Genomic DNA, 18797 nt, shown 5'->3' with positions numbered 1-18797 from the left:
ACCGACCTACTCGGACTACTCCCGCGGCCAGCAATCGCTGGCACGCTCGGCGCTGGTATTCGAAGAGCGAACCCAAGGTCCTGCCCGCCCCGACCAACGCGCCCGGCAAGTAAGTAACCAACATACAATAGCAGTACCGAACCCGACCTGCCAAAACTCTCAGCATGGCCGCCGTCTGTGCGACTGGTTAGGCCCAGTGGTAGCGCGCGCGTAACCTATTCGCGATTCTTTCGAACCGGCGTTCGGGAAAAAGTGTGCCTTGTCGGCGCACCTGTTCTTCGGAAACCTCCAGCAAGCGGTCGAGGCGCACCCAGCAATCGCACCCGGATTCGTCCCACTCGCCGGCGCCGATTTCCAGCCAGGCGTCGTCAAGCGCATGCTTCGGGTTGGGGGAGATAAGCAAACCCATCACCGTGGTGCGCGTGCGGCCGACAACCAGGATGGCGCGCTCTCGCGGCGGGGCCTGTTTGCCTTCGGCCGGGGCCCATACCCAGACCACCTCGCCGGAATCAGCCTGGCCATCCATATCGGGGGAGAAAAATATGGAGCGGGGGTGAGAGGCGGTGGCCTCGACCCGGATATCAGCGGCCTTGCGCGGCTCGTGGAACTCGTCCGACCTATCCAGCCCCAACCGGGAATTAATGCGGGTCAGGCCGGTGTCTATGGGCTCGCGCTCGCTGATTCCCAGCGCTTGGCGCAGTCGGGTGAGCATGGCGCTTTTCATGTCGACTATTGTAGACGTATGTCTGAAAACTTTGCGGCCACGACGTTTACGGATCCCGCCCGAATCCGAAACTTCTGCATTATTGCTCACATCGACCACGGCAAGTCGACGCTGGCGGACCGCATCCTGCAGCTATCCAAGGTGGTTGCGGAGCGCGATATGCGTGACCAGTTCCTCGATAATATGGACATCGAACGCGAACGCGGTATCACCATTAAGGCGCAGAACGTGCGCCTGCCCTGGGTACCCCAGTCCGGTCCGGACGAAGGGGAGCAGATCGTCCTACAGATGATCGACACTCCTGGCCACGTGGACTTTACCTACGAAGTCTCCCGCGCCCTCGAGGCGTGTGAAGGCGCCATCCTGCTTGTCGACGCCGCCCAGGGCATCGAAGCCCAAACCCTCGCCAACCTGTACCTGGCGATGGAAAACGACCTGGAAATCATCCCGGTCCTCAATAAAATCGACCTGCCGGCCGCCGACCCGGAAAAGTACGCGCTGGAAATCGCCAATATCATCGGCTGCGAACCGGAAGAGGTCCTGCGCGTATCCGGCAAGACCGGCGAGGGTGTGGTCGAGCTGCTGGACAAGGTCTGCGAGTTGGTGCCGCCGCCGTCCTCCGAGTTCGACGCGGATGCGCCGGCCCGCGCCATGATTTTTGACTCCGTCTATGACACCTACCGTGGCGTTGTCACCTATATCCGCATGGTCGATGGCAGGCTCACCCCGCGCCAGAAGGTCACCATGATGTCGACCAACGCCAACCACGAGCTGCTCGAAATCGGCATCGTGTCCCCTACGATGCAAAAATGCGAGGGATTGGGCCCAGGCGAGGTGGGCTACCTCATTACCGGCGTAAAGGACGTGCGCGAGACCAAGGTGGGCGATACCGTCACTTGGTCCAACGGCGGCGCTGAGACTCCGCTCAAGGGCTATAAGGACCCGGACCCAATGGTCTATTCCGGCCTTTTCCCCATCTCCCAGGCCGACTTCCCAGACTTGCGCGATGCTTTGGAAAAGCTGCAGCTTAACGACGCCTCCCTTACCTTCGAGCCCGAAACCTCCGTCGCCCTCGGCTTTGGTTTCCGCTGCGGGTTCTTGGGCCTATTGCATATGGAAATTACCCGCGACCGCTTGGAGCGCGAGTTCGGCCTCGATCTGATTTCCACCGCGCCGTCGGTGACCTACCGCGTGGTGGCCGAAGACGGCGAGGAAAAGTGGGTTCACAACCCGTCGGACTGGCCGGAAGGAAAGCTTAACGAGGTCTACGAGCCGGTGGTGAAGATGACCGTCATCGTGCCCGAGCAATTCGTCGGCCCCACCATGGAGCTCTGCCAGTCCAAGCGCGGCCAGATGGGCGGCATGGATTACCTTTCCGAGGACCGCGTAGAGCTGCGCTACACCATGCCGCTGGGTGAAATCATCTTTGATTTCTTCGATATGCTCAAGTCCCGTACCAAGGGTTACGCCTCGTTGAACTATGAAGAGGCCGGCGAGCAGCTCGCGGACTTGGTCAAGGTCGATATCCTGCTCAACGGCGACCCGGTCGACGCCTTCTCCGCCATCGTCCACCGGGATTCCGCCCAGTGGTACGGCAATAAGATGACCAAGAAGCTTAAAGAGCTCATCCCGCGCCAGCAGTTCGAGGTGCCGGTGCAGGCGGCCATTGGTTCGAAGATCATTGCCCGCGAGAATATCCGGGCCATGCGCAAGGACGTGCTGGCCAAGTGCTACGGCGGCGATATCTCCCGTAAGCGCAAGCTGTTGGAGAAGCAGAAGGCCGGTAAGAAGCGCATGAAGACGCTGGGCTCCGTCTCGGTGCCGCAGGAGGCTTTCGTGGCCGCGCTGTCTACCGACGCCGACGATTAACCCCGTACCCCCTATTGGCAAAGTGGAGCCGAATAGATTCTTAACATTTCGTTAACGGCTCCTGGGGTGCGGCCGGCAAAAGTTCAAAGTGAGCTGCTTCTATAGGGCGCCCCCACGGCCGGGGACGCCCTTTTAATCTAGTTGCAGTCGGTGTTTTGGCGGCGTTAAATTTCGATTCGAAAGCGACCGATGACTCGCCTGGTGAGCCACAGCCACTTTCGACCTGCCCCGCAAATTCTTGACCAAGGTTGGATTTTTAATGAAGCTTCGCTCTCGCGCTGTGGCCCTTTGCGCCGCCGCAGCCGCCACTACGTCCCTTGTCCCCGGCGTTGCCCAGGCAGCCACCACGACCCCAATTGAACACGTCGTTGTCATTTACTCGGAGAATATTTCCTTCGACCACTACTTTGGCACCTACCCAAACGCCCTGAATAAGGACGGCGAAAAGCTGCAGGGCAGCGACAAGGACGCCCCAAAATTTACCGCCAAGAAAGACACACCCAAGGCGAAAAACCTCGAAAATGATGGCGTAATGGGGAACAAGAACCCCAACTCCGTCAAGCCTTTCCGCATCGGGCCAGACCATGCAGTAACTACGGACCAGAATCACCACTACGGCGATGAGCAGGCCGCATACAACGGCGGCAAGATGGACAAGTTCCCGGAGACTGTATCCACCGACATCGATAAGTCTTCCAACGGCTATTATGCCGTTCCAGGCATGACTATGGGCTATTACGACGGCAATACCGTCACCGGAATGTGGAACTACGCGCAAAACTTTGCGATGAACGATAATAGTTACTCCACTATCTTCGGCCCATCCACCCCAGGCGCGCTGAATCTAATTTCCGGAACCGTGGCCGGCGGGACCATGCATGACCCAGCCACGGGCGAGCAGAAGAAGATCGAACCTGGCAAGAACCACGCCCTCGCTGGGGTATCCGAAGATGGCAAGACCGCCACTGTTGTCGGCGACCCAGATCCGCTTTACGACGACTGCTCGAATAACTCTTCCGCCGGCACCAACCAGGTCACCGCGATGCACTCCAAGAATATTGGTGACCAGCTCAATGACAAGGACGTCACTTGGGGCTGGTTCCAAGGCGGCTTCCGGCCAACCGAGGAAGCTACAGACGACGCTCGCGCACGCTGCGGCGCCTCCCACACTACGCTGACCGGCCAGAACCAGACGGACTATAACCCGCACCACCAGCCGTTCCAGTACTACGCTTCCACCGCGAATCCGCACCACTTGGCGCCGTCGAGCGATGACATGATCGGCAAGACTGACCGCGCCAACCACCAGTACGATCTGCAGGACTTCGATACCGCTCTGGAGCAGGGCAACCTGCCGGCCGTGTCCTTCCTGAAGGCTGCCAACTACCAAGACGGACACGCCGGTTACTCCAACCCGCTAGACGAGCAGGCCTTCATCACCCATTACATCAATGAGCTGCAAAATTCCTCAGAGTGGGATTCCACCGCGGTCGTTATCGCCTACGATGACTCCGATGGCTGGTACGACCACAAGGCCCCAGAAATCCGCAATGGTTCCAATGACCCGCACCAGGACAAAGAAATCTGCACCGCCGCCGCAGCAAAAGTAGGCGTTGCCGGCGGAAAGGACGGCCAGTGCGGGCCGGGTACCCGCCAGCCTTTGCTGGTTATCTCCCCATACGCGAAGACTAACCACATCGACTCCACTTACACCGAGCAGACTTCCGTCACCAAGTTCATTCAGGACAATTGGGGACTCGGCCGTCTAGGGGGCATTGCCTTTGACGAGCGCGCCGGCGAGCTCAACAACATGTTTGACTTCAACGCCGCCCACAAGGCTCCGAAGCTTTTCTTGAACGAGACCGACGGTACCGTGGCCAAGGACTACGCCTCCATTGAAAAGGTGGATAATTCCTCCCGCGCCGGCACCAACCTCAAGGACGTCGTCGAGGGCATGGACGACCCCAAGGTCACCGAACAGGGCGTTCCCAACATCACCAAGCTGCACCAAGATGCGAAGCCACAGCCAGGTGCGAATAAGCCCGATGATTCGAGCTCCAGTTCTTCCGCTGGTTCTTCTAAGGGCGGTATCATTGCGGCTATCCTTACGGCTCTGGGCGTCGGCGCAGGGGTTGTCGCTTGGTACATGAATGGCCACCCCGGCCTAGACCTGAAGAAGCTGCAAGATTTTAAGCTCCCGCCATTGCCCAACCTCCCGTTTTAATCAATGAAAACCTTCCATTTTGCCACCGCCGCGGTGCTTGCCATCGCGGCCATAGCTCCTACTGCCGTCGCCCAAAGCTCCTTGAGCTCTCTCGGTTCTAGCTCGTCTAGCTCGCGAGACTCGCGGCCGGCGGCGTCGACAAGCAAAAGCACGAAGCCGAAAGAACCACAGCTGAATGTGCGCGACGTGTATTCATGTCCTACGCCGGAGAAGGTACAGGGGCAGGCATCGTGGAAGATCTATAACACCTCGGGGCTTGCGCTCACCGTCTACGTGGCAGATGATGCGGGCAACGCCTACCAGGTCCTCGAGCGCGTGGGCACCCCAGCCAAGCGCGCCTGGGCCCCGAAACTGCAGGACGGCACATACCACCTCACCTGCGTTTTCCACAATGATTCGGCCGTGAAATCTGATGATTTTGCGGTCACCGGTTCCACCATCACCGATGCTCCCAAGATGGTCCCCATTACTGACCGTGAGGTCGCGGCCGTGGCCATTCAGCAAGCGGCCAGGCAGAAAAAGCGTGTGCCCGAGCTACAGAAGAAAGCCCACGCTCTTGCTGAAGCCACCTCGAAAGATCGCCGCGCTGCCCAAGCGGCCTACCTTGACTACCTCGAGACCTACCGATCCTTCGACGATTCCAGCGAGATGTGGCCGGGGCCCGGCTTGGAGGGGTACAGGGACGTCGAAAAGCTGCTGTGGTCCAGGCGCCCCGTCAAGGATGCGGCGAAGCCTGCCCGCGCGCTTGCCGACGCCGTCGATAAAACCGCCCGCGCCCTCGATACCTCCCATTTCGCCATTCCCGCCCCCGACTACGGGCTGCGCACCCATGAAGTAATGGAGGAATTCGAGCGCTTCGATATGCGCGGCGAACGCGATTTCGGCGCCCATGCCCTGCCCACCGCGCTGCGGGGCGACGTTATTTCAACCCGGCTGACGCTGGATGCCGTCCGCTCCCTTGTCGAGGGCCGTGGGCTCGATACCTCGCCCATCTATGAGCAGCTGGATGAGCTTGACAAGCTCGCCACGAAGTTCGATGAAAAATATGACACCGCTTTTGATAAGTGGTCCCAGAAGGACCGGATGCGTGTGCAGTCCGCCGTCGCGCGTGCCAATGAACTGCTTGCCCCTGTCGCCACGATGACCGTAGTCAGAAGGATGGATTAGTGCCCTGCCCGTTTAATTTTTCCCGCCGCTCGTTTCTCTCTGGGGTCGCGGCCACCGCCGCGCTTTCTGGCCCGGCAGCAGCTGCCAATGCGCAGTCCAGCCTCGCGGGCTCTTCCTTTGGTTCCTCTAAGCGAAGCGAAGGCGCTGCTGACCATGCTTCTCCATCGCCGCGCACCGAGGCGGACGCTCCGCTCGAACTTCCTTTCCACGGCGAGCACCAGCAGGGGATCGTGACCCCAGCCCAAAAGTATTCCGAGGTCGTCGCCCTCGATGTACAGTTCACCGAGAAATCGCGCTTAGAGAAGTTGCTTCGCACCGTGACTGAGCGCGCCCGCATTCTTACCTCCGGCGGCGCTACTGCGGCCGATGGCATTGGCTATCCCGCCGGCGATTCCGGGGAGCTAGGACCGCAGCTTCCCACCGATAGTTTGTCCATTACCCTCGCCGTGGGCAATTCGCTTTTCGACGACCGCTTCGGTCTTAAACCCCACAAACCCGTCCACTTAAGTTCCATGCAGGCTTTCGCCGATGACACGTTGGAGGAGGAGCTATGCCACGGCGACCTCGCCCTGCAGATTTGCGCCGACCAGCACGACACCGTCATTCACGCGCTGCGCGATATCTTGCGGCACACCCGTGGAGATGTGGCCGTGCGTTGGCGCCAAAATGGTTATATGAATGAACCGCGGCCGTCTGGCACCCAGCGCAACCACCTTGGGTTTAAAGACGGCATCGTCAATCCAGCCGAAAAGGATCAGGACAAGCTGGTTTGGGCCGGTACGGACGAGCCGGACTGGGCCGCCGGCGGCAGCTATATGGTGGTTCGCCTCATCGCTATGTATACGGAATTCTGGGATCGCATCTCCATTGCTGAGCAGGAGCAAATCTTCGGCCGCGACCGTGCAACCGGTGGCCCGCTTTCCGGTGGCGACGAATATGCCGAGCCCAACTACCTCGACGATGCCACCGGCGATGTCATTCCCACCGACGCGCATATTCGCCTGGCGAATCCGCGTACGCCAGAAACCGCGGACCAGCTCATGCTGCGCCGCGCCTATAACTACGACAATGGCGTGCGCGATAACGGCACCCTCGATGTCGGTCTCGTCTTTATCTGCTTCCAGCAGGACTTGGAGCGTCAGTTCATTACGGTGCAAAAGCGCCTCGAAGGTGAACCCCTAGCGGACTATATCCGACCCTATGGTGGTGGCTATTTTTATGCTTTGCCCGGCGTCGCTGATGACTCCGACTTTTTCGGCCGCTCCCTCCTCCAAGCCTAGAAATGCTTCACCGACTCGCACTGTGCGGGAAAGCCGTGTGATCTGGGAAGCGTCCGCCCAAAAAACGAGGGCAGGGTCTTCAGCTTGAATTGGCCCACGGCGGGACCCAAACTATTCGGCCCCGCCGCCGCGCTAACCGGCCGCGCACCGGCGGGGCGTTCGGGTCATCGTCATTGACGCCGTTGTGGTACGGACACGCCACACTGAGATTCGCCATATTGGTCTCGCCGCCGTGTTTCCACGCCCGCAGATGATGAATCTGGCACTTATCTGCCGGATAATTGCACTCGGCCCACGGGCACGTGGGGTTTTCCGCGCTCGCCATCAGCCGCTGCTTGTCCGAGGCATGCCGCGAGGTGCGATACAGGTTCACCGGTCCCTCATAGGGATGGACGAGCGTGACAAGTCCGCAGTCGGCAAGGCGCTTTTCCACCAGTTTGGCACCGCTGATTTCGGCCCCATTGGTCAACCGCAGCGTAATTTCCTCGCCTCCACCGTCGAGGATTTCATCTAATTCATCGAGCTGGATGATGATATTCGTCATCGCGGCAGGGCGAGCCGTGGCCCCGCCGCGGAAGAAAATATTCTCCACGGAATCCAAGGGTTTCTCTTCGCTGATGCTGGCGTGCAGGTCAGCGATGAAATCGGAATCACCGGTAATCGAAAGCGTCGACGGCCCGCCCTTGCGCCGCGTCATCCGCACCCCCTTCTCCGGCTGCCGCGGCGGATACATCTCCTTCAACCGCGTGCGGGCAAGATGCTCCACATCCCGGTCTGTCGCGCACAATTCAGCGCGCAGCGCCCACGCGTCCCGCTTGGATTTCGTGCGGGAGACGTATTTTTCAATGAGTTTCAACGTGGCCAGGCAATGCGTGGTGGCCCGGCACGAGCGCTGCCGGCGGGTGAAGGAGGTGGGGCCAAAGTAGACGTCGGCAAGCGCGAGTAGGCTACGAGCTTCCTGCCGGGGCAGGCCCAGCCGACGCAGATCCGCCTCGCGCACGCCGGAGACCTCGCCGAGAAGCTCCATCGGCGAGGCAAGTTGGCGGGCGTAGTCCTGCAAGCGGGTCATGCCCGTGAGCATAAGACACCCCGCAAGGCCGCAGCAGCGCCCCCGCGTGAGCCTGTGGATAACTCGCCTCTCCCGTCACACCGCCCCCGAACCCACCCGGCAGCCTGTGGATAACCTGCGGTACCCTCGAATGCGAAAGCGAGAAAAGGAGCTCCCCATGTCTGACCCGACCAAGCGAATCCGTCCTACCAACCCCGGACGCCTGGCTGCCCCACGCCAGGCCCAGCAGCTGCCGCCCCTGCCGGTGACACGGGCGCGCATTGGCGAGCGGATGGCCACCGAGGTTTTCCAGGAAATGGGCGAGGGGATGCTCGAGGAGTTGCAGAACTTCCGCCGCGATCTGCACCGCAACCCAGAGATTGGCCTGGATCTGCCGCGCACGCAAAAGAAGGTCTTGGAAGCGCTCGAAGGCCTGCCGCTGGAGATTCACGTGGGTCAGGATCTGAGCTCAGTGGTCGCCGTGCTGCGCGGCGGCCAGCGCGGCGAGCGGCCGGTGTCGGTGCTTTTGCGCGCGGACATGGACGCCCTCGAGGTACGCGAGCAGACCGGCAGCCCGTTTGCCTCGACGAATGGGTATATGCACGCCTGCGGGCACGACCTGCATACCGCCGGACTGGTGGGCGCGGCGCGGATTCTGTGTGAGCATCGGGAGGAGCTGCACGGCGATGTCACGTTTATGTTCCAGCCCGGCGAGGAGGGGCCGGGCGGCGCGTTGCCGATGATTGAAGAGGGCGTGCTCGACGCCGCTGGCCGACGCCCCATTGCCGCCTACGGCCTCCACGTTGGCCCGCAGGACCGCGGTACCTTCCACTATGTGCCAGGCCCGATGATGGCTAGCTCTTCCAACCTGACCATTACGGTGCTGGGCAAGGGCGGGCATGGCTCCCGCCCGCACGATGCTATTGACCCGGTAGCGGCGCTGGCGGAGATTCAAATGTCTTTGCAGACCGCACTGACCCGCCGCTTCGATGCGCTCGAGCCCATCGTTATTACCGTGACTAACCTGTGGGCGGGTGATGGCGCGTATAACGCCATCCCGGAGCGCGCAGCTTTGGGCGCTACGGTGCGCGTGCTGCGGGATGAGAAGATCGACGCCGTGCGGCAGATGATTACGGAGGTCTCCAGCTCCGTCGCTGCTTCGCACCGGTGCACCGCACAGGTGGATTTCGAGGTCTTGTACCCCACCACCAAGACGAATCCGCGGGAAAATCAGTTCGCTGCTACCTTGTGGAGCCAGATGTTTGGCACCGAAAACGTCCAGCCTTTCGATGCCCCGATGATGGCCTCCGAAGACTTCGGCTACGTCCTCGCGCAAGTGCCGGGCACGTTTATGTGGATGGGCACGGCCAATCCAGACAAGCCCGAAAATGAGCGCGAGTGGAACCACTCGCCGATGATGCGCTTTGATGACTCGGTGCTGGGAATGCAGTCCGCGGCACTGGCGGCCGTCGCATTTGAGCGCTTGGCCACCGAAAACGAGCACCCGTCCGCGCAGACGAAGGCCATGCGCGATGCGGCCGGGGTGCAAAAATAATTCATCCCTAGGGATTATGGCCGCTGGCTTAAGCTTTAGGCCATGATCAGAACGAAGTGGAGCACGGCCGGTATCGTTGCCGCTTGTGCGGTGGCGAATTGGCTTATCGGCGTAGTACTGATGAGCATGGATATCGAGGAGTATTCACCGTCGTTTGAGGAGTACGGGCCCTATATCTGTACCGGTTTTGCGGTGGGCGTGGTGACGATTATCGCCCTGCCCTTTGCGTTAGAGCACCAGCCGCGCGAGCTTTCCGACGTCGACTATAGCGGCTCCACCCGTAGCTTCATCGCTGGCTGTATCGTGCTGCTGGGGTCGAGCTCCTATTTTGGTGCGGCTAGTGGAGTCGTGGCTTTCATTTCCATGGTCTCGCGCCGCTCGACTTCGCGCTCGGTGGCCGCAGTGGCGTGCTTCGTGGCGGCGTTTGCGATTGATGCGTTCTTCAACCCCTATATGGCCTGGGACGATATCGGATGGGTTGGTGCCATCTTCGTTGTGGTCGTGATAGTCGCGGGGTTATTGGTAGGCCAAAAGCGCGCCAATCTGCGCGAAAAGCGGTGGCGGGTGGAGCAGCAAGCCCGGATGAATCGCGAAGAGATGCGTGCCAAGGTAGAACGCGCGCGGCGAGAGGAGCGCGAGAATATCGCGCGGGACATGCACGATACGCTCTCGCATCGGCTGAGCCTTGTGGCCATTCATGCGGGTGCGCTGAGCTATCCGCGTGAAGGCGTGCCGGCCGAGTTCACAGACGCAGCGCGCACCATCCGCGCGGAGGCCCAGAACGCGGTAGAAGATTTGCGCACCGTCCTAAGCGCTCTACGTGAAGATCTTTCCCAGGATCCGCGCACCACCTTAGAAGAGCTAGTCGCGGCCGCGCAGGAGGCCGGCACGCAGGTGACCGTGACCTACGCGGACGGTGCCAGCCCGGATGTTTTTACTGGGCTATCCACGATGGCGCAGCACGCCGTGCACCGCGCAGTACAGGAGGGCCTGACCAATGCGCGCAAGCATGCCGCAGGCCAGCCGGTGAGCATCACGGTGTGCGAGGTGGCCGGTGAGGTGGGCGTCGAGATGCGCAACCCGCTCCCAGTGGCTAAGGCCGAGGAGCGCGCAGGTAGCGGCGTCGGCGGCTACGGGCTGGTGGGACTGCGCGAGCGTGTGGAGCTATCCGGCGGGCGCATGAATGTCCACGTCGGCGAAGAAGGCGAGGAATTTGGATGGAGTATCCGTTTACCGCTAGCGCGCCAGGAGGCCACGCAATGAGCGAAATGAGTTGGCAGTTGCGCCATCCCGATTACGGGCTCATGCGCATTGACCTAGAAGAAACCACGACCCGCGAGGGATGGACAGGAAAGTACTTAGACTCTAAGCGCAGTCTTTTTACCTCTATGGTCGACGGAACTTCGCGCAAGCTCAGCTATACCGATACCGATGCTTCGGCCTATAGCGTGGAATTCCTGCGCGGAAATAGCGATGATAATGCGCCCGAAGACGCAGATCGCATCGAGCTGGTGGAGCGCCGTGGCTATATCGTGCCACAGTTTCGCGGGCAAGGAGCGAGAGTGATGTTTGCGGCGGTGGGGGAGCCGGGCGTCGATAAGCGGCTGCATCGGGTGAACCTGTGGGCGTTGCTCTTGCAGACGGCGCTGACATTCATTGCGGCCACACTAGTCATCGAATTTTTCCCGAAATTCTTCGAAAAGATGACCGATATTGTCGTGCCCTCGTTCCTCAACGGCGTAGTGGCAGGCCACGCCACTATAGTGCCGGTAGCGCTCGCGGCATTGGTGGCGATTACAGTGGCGTATACGCCCGTTGCGTCGAAGTTCTGGCGCGCGCGGTGGAATCAACCTGTGGGAAAGGAAGCATGATGGCCGATGCTCTGCGTGTAGTGCTCGTTGATGATGAGGATCTAGTTCGCAGCGGCCTGCGCCTGCTGCTGTCTCATGCGCCCGATATTGAGGTCGTGGCCGAGGCGAGCAATGGCCGGGACGCGGTGGCTACCGTCCTCGATACGCAGCCCGATGTGGTGTTAATGGATATTCGTATGCCGGTCATGGATGGCATCGCGGCCGTGGAGAAGATTCTATCGGTCCACGCCGTGCCGATAATCATGCTTACGGCCTTTGATACCGATTCCTTTATTTTGCGGGCCCTGCGCGCTGGGGCAGCCGGGTTCTTGCTTAAGTCGACGCCACCGGAATCGCTCATGGCGGCCGTGCGTGCGGCCGCGGCGGGGCAGCCGCTGTTGAGCCCGCAGGTCGTCGACAAGCTGGTAGGCATGCAAAGCCCCGCGCTTTCCGACGCCCATTCACACCACGCCCGCACCGCTCGCACCCGGCTTTCCACTTTGAGCTCGCGCGAGCGGGAAATAGCCGGGCTGGTGGCCCAGGGCTTGAATAATCAAGAAATCGCCGAGCAACTGGTGGTGTCCATGGCGACGGTGAAGTCGCATATGCAGCATATTTTGAAAAAGATCGGCGGTACCAGCCGCGTGCACATCGCAATTATGGTCCTAGAGGCGCGTGGCTAATGCCGGAGAATCCTCCCTGCGGGGGATACCGCGCTGGCGGTGGGTCGGCTTAGACTGGTGCGCGTTATGAAGTTGTTCCGAAAATCCGACGAGATGCTCCAGCGCCCGCTGTGGCAGAAAATTCTCATCGCAGTAATCGCTGTCGTCGGCGACCTGTTGGTCTCGTTGATCAGAGTTGGGGAAAGTGATCCCTCAGAGAATCGGATCCTTGTTGGAGCCGCGGTGTTGGTCGGTACCTGGGCGCTTTTGCCTTTGGCTTTGCGCCATGCCGTTGGGGAGCGTGACCCGCGCAGCACGCAGCCCGGCCCGCGCAGTGCGTTGGTAGCCGCAACCATTATTTCGGCGACGGTGACGATTGCTGAGTACCGTCCTTCGGTAATGATAGCGGCGTTTTCTGCGGCCTCGCGCCGCAGCCGGTTGTGGATCGCGCTGGTATGCACGGCCATGGTGGCCTCGAAACTAGTCGACACTGATTTTTCCGGTGCTAAAGGTGCAAATATTCCGTTTCAGATGGGTTATTACGGCAGCGCGCTTATCCCGGCGCTGGTCGTACTGGTTGTTGGGCTGGTTCGCTCGAACCAAAAAGAGCGCACGATTGCGCTGCAGGCGCAGGCGGAGCTCACACACGAGGAAATGACCACGCGGGAGAACTTTGCGCGGCAGGAAGAGCGCGACCGCATCGCGCGGGATATGCACGATACGCTCTCGCACCGGCTGAGCATGATTGCGGTCTATGCCGGCGGGTTGGCCTACCGCAAGGACCTAGATCCGGAAGAGACGCGGCAATCCGCGCGCACGATTCGCGATGAAGCCGAGGCTGCCGTGGGGGATTTGCGTGAGGCGTTGCACTCGCTGCGCAGCGAGGGGCGCATCGATCCGCGCGAGGGCGTGGAATCGCTGGTGGAGCGTTCCCGCCAGGCGGGCATGGACGTGGAAGTGCGCTACCAGGCGGGCGCGGGGCCGCAATCGCTGGAGGAGCTGAGCACCATGGCCGGCCACGCGCTCAACCGCGTGGTCCAGGAGGGCCTGACCAACGCACGCAAGCACGCACCGGGGCAGCCGGTTACCATCACCATCGCCACGCTTGCCGACGCCCTGTCTATCACCATGTCTAACCCCACCGCCCAGACTGGGGAAAAGGCAGGCGTGCACAGTGGTGGGTACGGGATCGTCGGCATGCGCGAGCGCGCTAGCGTGGTGGGCGGATCATTACAGGTACAGGACGGGGAAGAAAGCTTCTCGTGGACGCTGCGCCTGCCAAGGAAGGAAGAAAAGTGAGTGAAATTCGGGTGGTGCTTGTCGACGATGAGCCGCTGCTGCGCCACGGCCTGCGCATGATCTTGGAAGGCGCGCCGGGTATTAGCGTCATTGGCGAGGCCGGCAATGGCAAGGAAGGCATCGAACTTATCCTGGCCGAGGAACCTGATGTGGTGCTGATGGATATCCGCATGCCGGTTATGGACGGCATCGAGGCGACGGCGCAGCTGCACTCGCTCGCCGGCGCGCGCGATATCCCGGTGGTGATGCTCACTGCCTTTGATACCGACGAGTTTATCCTGCATGCCTTGCGTGCTGGGGCGGTGGGATTCTTGTTGAAGACGACGGCGCCGGAGGCGCTGGTGGCGTCGGTAAGAGCAGCGGCCCAAGGCCAGCAACAGTTAAGCCCGAAGGTGCTAGAAAACCTGGTGGGGCTGGCGGCTACGCCGCCGCAGCCGGAGCAGGAGATGATTCAATCCAGTGGGCTAGATGAGCTTAGCGAGCGCGAACATGAAATTGCCCAGCTGGTAGCCCAAGGGCTGAGCAATGCCGAGATTGCCGAGCAGCTTTTCATCTCGCTGACCACGGTCAAAACGCACATGAAGCACATCCTGGCCAAGATCGATGGTACCAATCGGGTGCACATCGCCATTGCAGTGCTTGGCGGCTAGCTCCTGCTGGGGGCGGGACCGACTAGGGCCGACGGAAAATGGCGGAGACTAGCCCGATAAGCGCAATGGCGCCGACGATGATGGAGGCTGCCGGCCAGTATTGCGGGAAGTACTTGAGCGTGTAGCCAAAGACTTGGCCGTCATCGAAGTGCTGCCACAGTGCTACGGGCATCCACCACAGCTTGGTTAGAGCGAGCAGCGCGCCCACGAGGCCGGCGGCAACGCGGCTGCCTCCGCGCAAGAAGAAGCTGGCCGCAACCAGCACAATGCCGACGATGGTAAGAGCAAAAAGCAAGGGAGTTTCGGTGCCCAGCGGAGAGCCGCGCAGCAGGAACTCGTGGTCAATTTCGTGTTGTTCGATGAGGGTATATCCATCGAGTACTACGTCATCTGGGATTCCCATAGGTTAATTCTCCTTAGTTGTGCCCGGAGCGGCTGGGGCGCCTGAGGTGGCATAGGGAAGGCCGACGGAAACGCGGAAATCTGCCACCCTAGAACCGGGTTGTACGTCAATTATAGACAAATCTGTCTTAGAGGGCGTAGTCTGAGGCCCTTGACTCGATACAAGGAGACAGTGTGATTATTACCGGACTTCTCACCGGCATCGTCTTCGGTGCTGTGCTGCAGCGCGGGCGCTTCTGCGTGACCGGCATGCTGCGCGATATTTTCCTCAATAAGACCTGGCGCGGTTTTACCGCTCTGCTCATTTTGATCTCGGTCCATGCCTTTGGCCTTACCCTGTTGGCCGGCGCTGACGTGCTCTCTCCGGAGATTGCTGATTTCAAACCGGTAGCCGTTATTGTGGGTGGTTTCATCTTTGGCCTTGGCATCATCTTGTCTGGCGGCTGCGCCTCCGGAACGTGGTACCGATCCGCTGAGGGCCTAGTCGGCTCGTGGATTGCGCTGCTGTTTTATGGGCTGTCAGCCGCCGCGATGAAATCGGGCCCGTTGGCCGGGGCGAATGATTGGTTCAAGCAGTGGAGCCTGCCGGTAACCACCATCCACGACGCGCTGCATATCTCGCCGTGGATTCTCGTGGCTGTGCTGTGGGGCGTGACCTTTATGCTGTGTCGCCACTACCGCGCCAAGGATGCCGGGCGCCCGAAGGTGGACTTGGGCCAGCCGTGGTACGCCAAGCCGTTGAATATGAATATCGCGGCGGTTGCTGTTGGCATCATCGGCACGGTGGGTTTCGTGCTCTCTGCCGACGCCGGCCGCAATGGTGGGCTCGGCATTACCACGCCGACTGCGGATATCGTGCGCTGGGCCGCCACCGGTGATTCCGTGCGCATGAATTGGGGCACCCTGTTGGTCATCGGCCTTCTGGTGGGTGCTTTCATTGCCGCGAAGTCCGCCGGCGAGTTCCGCGTGCGCGTTCCGGATGCACAGACTGCAACCCGCGCTATTTGGGGTGGCATCATGATGGGTGTGGGTGCTTCGCTGGCTGGCGGTTGCACCGTGGGCAACGGCATGGTGGAAACCTCCTTGTTTAGCTTCCAGGGCTGGGTATCGTTGTTCTTTATGGCACTCGGCGTGGGTGCGGGCGCACGTCTATGGCTCAAGCCGAAGAAGGCGCAGGGCCACCAGTCACGGCAGCCGCAGACCTACTCCACCGAGGAGTCCGTGGATAACTCGGCGGTCTCCGCCGAGGAGAAGGTGCTGCCGAGCTTTGCCTCTGCCACCGGGGCAGTGGCGCTCAAGACCAAACCACAGGCCAAGGAAAAGGCCCGTGCTCTAGGCGGTGGGCGCTACGCGCTGGATACCCTCGGTGCAGTCTGCCCGTTCCCCTTGATTGAGGCCAAGCAGGTCATGGCGGAGCTAGAGCCTGGTGAGGCGCTGGTCATTGATTTTGACTGCACCCAGGCCACCGACTCGATTCCGCAGTGGGCGGCCGATGAAGGCCATGAGATTCGTGATTTCCATCGCGCGGGCGATGCCGGCTGGCAGGTCACGGTAGTCAAAGGCGGCTAATTACATCATTGTCAGCTACTATGTGGAGGCAGAAGAATCGCGCGTGATTCTTCTGCCTCCTTTGTGGTTTGAAAGAAGTTATCTCATGCCCGAGTTTGATGATAATTCCACCGCCGTTGCGGATATTTTGCATGCCTTCGCCGTCTTTGAACGCGAGGAAGAACACGTGCTAGACGCGGAGCTGCGCCTTAACGTGTATGCCAGCTAGACCATGATTCGCGTCTTTTCCGCGCTGCTGCTTTCTGCCGCCGCGCGCGAGCATATGGTACATACGCTTAGGCCCATCCATGCGGCAACCACCAACGAGTTGCGCTGGACGGATCCGGATAATTGGCATGTGACCATGGCCTTTTATGGCGACCAGCCCAATGATGCCGCGGCTGTGCGCGAGCACCTCGCCCACGCGGTGGCTGGGCGCTCGGCGTTGGATGTGCATGTGAGCGGAGCGGGAAGTTTTGAGCAGCGCACCCTGTGGTTGGGCGTCGGTGGCCAGGCGCGGGGTGTGCGGGAGTTGATGGCGGATTGCCAGCTTGCCGATGTCCCCTTTAATCACCACCGCCCCCACCTCACCGTCGCGCGTGCCGGCCGGCGTACCCGTGATCCGTGGGTACTGGGGGATGTCGTGCGTGCGTTATCGGTGTACCGAGGACCGGACTTTTGCGTGGACCGGGTATGCCTTATGCAATCGCACCTAGGCGAGGGCCGCGGCGGCGGGCCGCGCTACGAAGTAATTGAGGAATACCCCCTGGTCTAGGCGGTGCGGGCGGCACGGATTTCCCGCACGAGGGCATCGAGCTCTTCGCGGGTGGCGGTGCGATCCGGGTGAGTGGTGCAAAAATCCAAAAGGAAGTAGCCGGCGTGCTGCAGCGTGATGTGGCGGGCCCAGAATTGGCGCACGGCTTCTGGGTTATCGGCGGCGAGGGATTGGATGGCGCGGCGCTCGGAAAGCAGCTCGTACTGTAGGTCACGGCGTGCGGACAATACGGAATCTGGGGTATTGACAAAGAGCAGTCCGAGCAGGGTAGCCATGGACTCCATCGCACGGACCTGCAGGCGGGCCTGATTGCGTACTGGGGCGCTGCGCTGCCATAGCCACAGCACCGCGGTGGCTATGAGGATGGACAAGAGGATCTCGCCGCAGCGAGCTTGAATAGTGGGCAACAGAGGACGGGTGGCCGAGTTGCCCATGAGAAGAGCGAGCGGGGTGGAGAAGATAACGCAGATGGCGTAGTTCTTCGCCACGAAGATTTCGGCACAGAATTGGCAGGCAGCCAACGCCAGCAGCAACGTCCAGCCATTAATACCGAAGTAGTGAAGGATGGAAAATAGCAGCACGCCCACTACAGAGCCGAGCATGCGGTGGATGCCGCGGACGGTGCCCGGCACATGGTCGGGTCCCCATTGCAGCATGAGGAAGGCAGAGACCACGCCCCAGTCCGGCCGGTCGAAGCCGAGGCTAAGGCCCACGAGCACGGTAATGATCGCCGAAAGAACCACCTTTTGGGTAGTGACCATGGCATGCGAATCCTGCACCGCGGCGCGGTAAAGCCGGTACCGGCCCGTGGGCCGGGTATGGGGGATAGCGGTGCGATTCGGGTCGACGTCGGTGACATGATCGGTAAGCTGGTCCGAATCGGAGCCGAGGTCAAGGGCGCGGTTATGTGCCACGATGGTGTGCTGGGCTGCAAGGGTGCGCTCTACTAGGTGGGCTCCTTGGGAGTCGATGATGCGGCCACCGCGGATAATGTGGGCGTCGGAAAGCGCCTGCCATGCAGCAAAAAGTGCGGTTTGTGCTTGGTGGTGGCGGGCGAGTGAATCATCCTGTCCGGCCTGGAAGGCAGACGCGGCCTTTTCCAGGCTGGCTACGGCGCGGCGCTCAGGGCCGTGCGGGTCAAAAAGGGCCGGGGCCATGCCGAGGATCAAGCTGGCCACCATGCCCGTCAGCGCCCAAAAGAGCAGCTGGCCCACGGTGACATCGGTGCGGGCGAGCATGACCGAGCCGCCGCCGACCATGACGAGGAAGAAGGTGCCCGGTGGCGGCAGGCGCAGCGCATTTTGGGCAAAGCCACAACCGGCGGCCAATGCCGTGGAGTAGAGGCCTGCGAGTAGGAGCCACCAATGGCCGTGGCCGGGCGCAAAGATAAGATGGCCTACCAACACGCCGACGGCGGCGACGGTAATGAGCGCGGTGCCGGCGGTGAGCATGACGCGCGGGCGGGTGCGATAGGGCTGTCCCTCGCCAAAGATGACGGTAAACGCGCCGGTGGAAATGAGCAGGATAGCGTAGTCGTGGCCGGTAAGCAGCGCAATGGCGCCGGGCAGGAGAATCGCCAATCCCGCGCGCAGTGCACCAGGCCAGCGCACCGAGGCGCTATTAAATGCGGTGAGTAGCTGGGTGGTGCTAGGGCGCTGCGGGATGGGATAGTCAAGCTGGGCGGCCACGGAGCAGCAGGATCCTTTCTAAGTGGAGTTATCTGACCCGACTACCTTACGCCCAC

General features: G+C 61.1%; 17 protein-coding genes. 13 read left to right on the top strand and 4 right to left on the bottom strand.

The features are described from left to right. Positions 1 to 187: 187 nt before the first annotated feature. Complete coding sequence (locus MHK04_RS03605) at positions 188 to 724, bottom strand: type II toxin-antitoxin system PemK/MazF family toxin (protein ID WP_023031165.1); 537 nt, start codon at positions 722 to 724, stop codon at positions 188 to 190. Between the two features lie 18 nt (positions 725 to 742). Between MHK04_RS03605 and lepA the strand changes: the two genes are divergently transcribed. The 4 genes from lepA to efeB all read left to right on the top strand — a co-directional run bounded on the left by lepA (position 743) and on the right by efeB (position 7264). Next, positions 743 to 2593 carry a translation elongation factor 4 gene (gene lepA, locus MHK04_RS03600; protein WP_239205038.1) on the top strand — a complete coding sequence of 617 codons (1851 nt, stop codon included), beginning with the start codon at positions 743 to 745 and terminating at the stop codon, positions 2591 to 2593. A gap of 259 nt (positions 2594 to 2852) precedes the next feature. Further along, positions 2853 to 4817, top strand: coding sequence for an alkaline phosphatase family protein (locus MHK04_RS03595; RefSeq protein WP_239207901.1), 1965 nt, complete (start codon positions 2853 to 2855; stop codon positions 4815 to 4817). A gap of 3 nt (positions 4818 to 4820) precedes the next feature. Continuing rightward, on the top strand, positions 4821 to 5984 hold the full coding sequence (locus MHK04_RS03590; protein WP_239207900.1) for an EfeM/EfeO family lipoprotein: 1164 nt from the start codon (positions 4821 to 4823) through the stop codon (positions 5982 to 5984). After that, positions 5984 to 7264 carry an iron uptake transporter deferrochelatase/peroxidase subunit gene (gene efeB / locus MHK04_RS03585; RefSeq protein ID WP_239207899.1) on the top strand — a complete coding sequence of 427 codons (1281 nt, stop codon included), beginning with the start codon at positions 5984 to 5986 and terminating at the stop codon, positions 7262 to 7264. The genes MHK04_RS03590 and efeB overlap by 1 nt, the downstream gene beginning before the upstream one ends. Before the next feature lie 79 nt (positions 7265 to 7343). Here the strand turns inward: efeB and MHK04_RS03580 are convergent, their stop codons facing one another. Continuing rightward, complete coding sequence (locus MHK04_RS03580; protein WP_200288749.1) at positions 7344 to 8333, bottom strand: HNH endonuclease signature motif containing protein; 990 nt, start codon at positions 8331 to 8333, stop codon at positions 7344 to 7346. Positions 8334 to 8490: 157 nt separating this feature from the next. On the opposite strand from MHK04_RS03580, the gene MHK04_RS03575 reads away from it, so the two are divergent. The 6 genes from MHK04_RS03575 to MHK04_RS03550 all read left to right on the top strand — a co-directional run bounded on the left by MHK04_RS03575 (position 8491) and on the right by MHK04_RS03550 (position 14328). Then, positions 8491 to 9867, top strand: coding sequence for a M20 metallopeptidase family protein (locus tag MHK04_RS03575; protein ID WP_023020965.1), 1377 nt, complete (start codon positions 8491 to 8493; stop codon positions 9865 to 9867). Positions 9868 to 9909: 42 nt separating this feature from the next. Further along, on the top strand, positions 9910 to 11130 hold the full coding sequence (locus MHK04_RS03570) for a sensor histidine kinase (RefSeq protein WP_200288750.1): 1221 nt from the start codon (positions 9910 to 9912) through the stop codon (positions 11128 to 11130). After that, positions 11127 to 11738, top strand: coding sequence for a hypothetical protein (locus tag MHK04_RS03565; RefSeq protein WP_239207898.1), 612 nt, complete (start codon positions 11127 to 11129; stop codon positions 11736 to 11738). Before MHK04_RS03570 ends, MHK04_RS03565 begins: the two co-directional genes overlap by 4 nt. Beyond that, complete coding sequence (locus MHK04_RS03560; protein WP_239207897.1) at positions 11735 to 12400, top strand: response regulator; 666 nt, start codon at positions 11735 to 11737, stop codon at positions 12398 to 12400. The genes MHK04_RS03565 and MHK04_RS03560 overlap by 4 nt, the downstream gene beginning before the upstream one ends. A gap of 66 nt (positions 12401 to 12466) precedes the next feature. Beyond that, on the top strand, positions 12467 to 13678 hold the full coding sequence (locus tag MHK04_RS03555; protein WP_239207896.1) for a sensor histidine kinase: 1212 nt from the start codon (positions 12467 to 12469) through the stop codon (positions 13676 to 13678). After that, complete coding sequence (locus MHK04_RS03550; protein ID WP_239207895.1) at positions 13675 to 14328, top strand: response regulator; 654 nt, start codon at positions 13675 to 13677, stop codon at positions 14326 to 14328. The genes MHK04_RS03555 and MHK04_RS03550 overlap by 4 nt, the downstream gene beginning before the upstream one ends. 22 nt (positions 14329 to 14350) lie before the next feature. Here MHK04_RS03550 and MHK04_RS03545 read toward each other — a convergent pair whose 3' ends face one another. Continuing rightward, a complete protein-coding gene (locus tag MHK04_RS03545; RefSeq protein WP_239207894.1) occupies positions 14351 to 14731 on the bottom strand; it encodes a hypothetical protein in 381 nt (126 codons plus the stop codon). 173 nt (positions 14732 to 14904) lie between these two features. Between MHK04_RS03545 and MHK04_RS03540 the strand changes: the two genes are divergently transcribed. From MHK04_RS03540 to thpR, 3 genes are all read left to right on the top strand, one after another. Then, positions 14905 to 16299 carry a YeeE/YedE thiosulfate transporter family protein gene (locus tag MHK04_RS03540; RefSeq protein WP_239207893.1) on the top strand — a complete coding sequence of 465 codons (1395 nt, stop codon included), beginning with the start codon at positions 14905 to 14907 and terminating at the stop codon, positions 16297 to 16299. An 85-nt stretch (positions 16300 to 16384) separates the two neighbouring features. After that, entirely contained in the window at positions 16385 to 16507 is a 123-nt protein-coding gene (locus MHK04_RS12180; RefSeq protein ID WP_005324145.1) for a hypothetical protein, read from the top strand. Between the two features lie 3 nt (positions 16508 to 16510). Then, complete coding sequence (gene thpR / locus MHK04_RS03535) at positions 16511 to 17053, top strand: RNA 2',3'-cyclic phosphodiesterase (protein ID WP_239207892.1); 543 nt, start codon at positions 16511 to 16513, stop codon at positions 17051 to 17053. Here the strand turns inward: thpR and MHK04_RS03530 are convergent. Beyond that, complete coding sequence (locus tag MHK04_RS03530; protein WP_239207891.1) at positions 17050 to 18741, bottom strand: FUSC family protein; 1692 nt, start codon at positions 18739 to 18741, stop codon at positions 17050 to 17052. The two genes, thpR and MHK04_RS03530, sit on opposite strands and share 4 nt — an antisense overlap. Positions 18742 to 18797 lie beyond the last annotated feature (56 nt).

The sequence above is a fragment of the Corynebacterium nasorum genome, from assembly GCF_022345765.1.
Lineage (GTDB): Bacteria > Actinomycetota > Actinomycetes > Mycobacteriales > Mycobacteriaceae > Corynebacterium > Corynebacterium kefirresidentii.
Note: the sequence above shows the minus strand (reverse complement) of the source record. Positions and strands in the feature narration are given on the sequence as shown.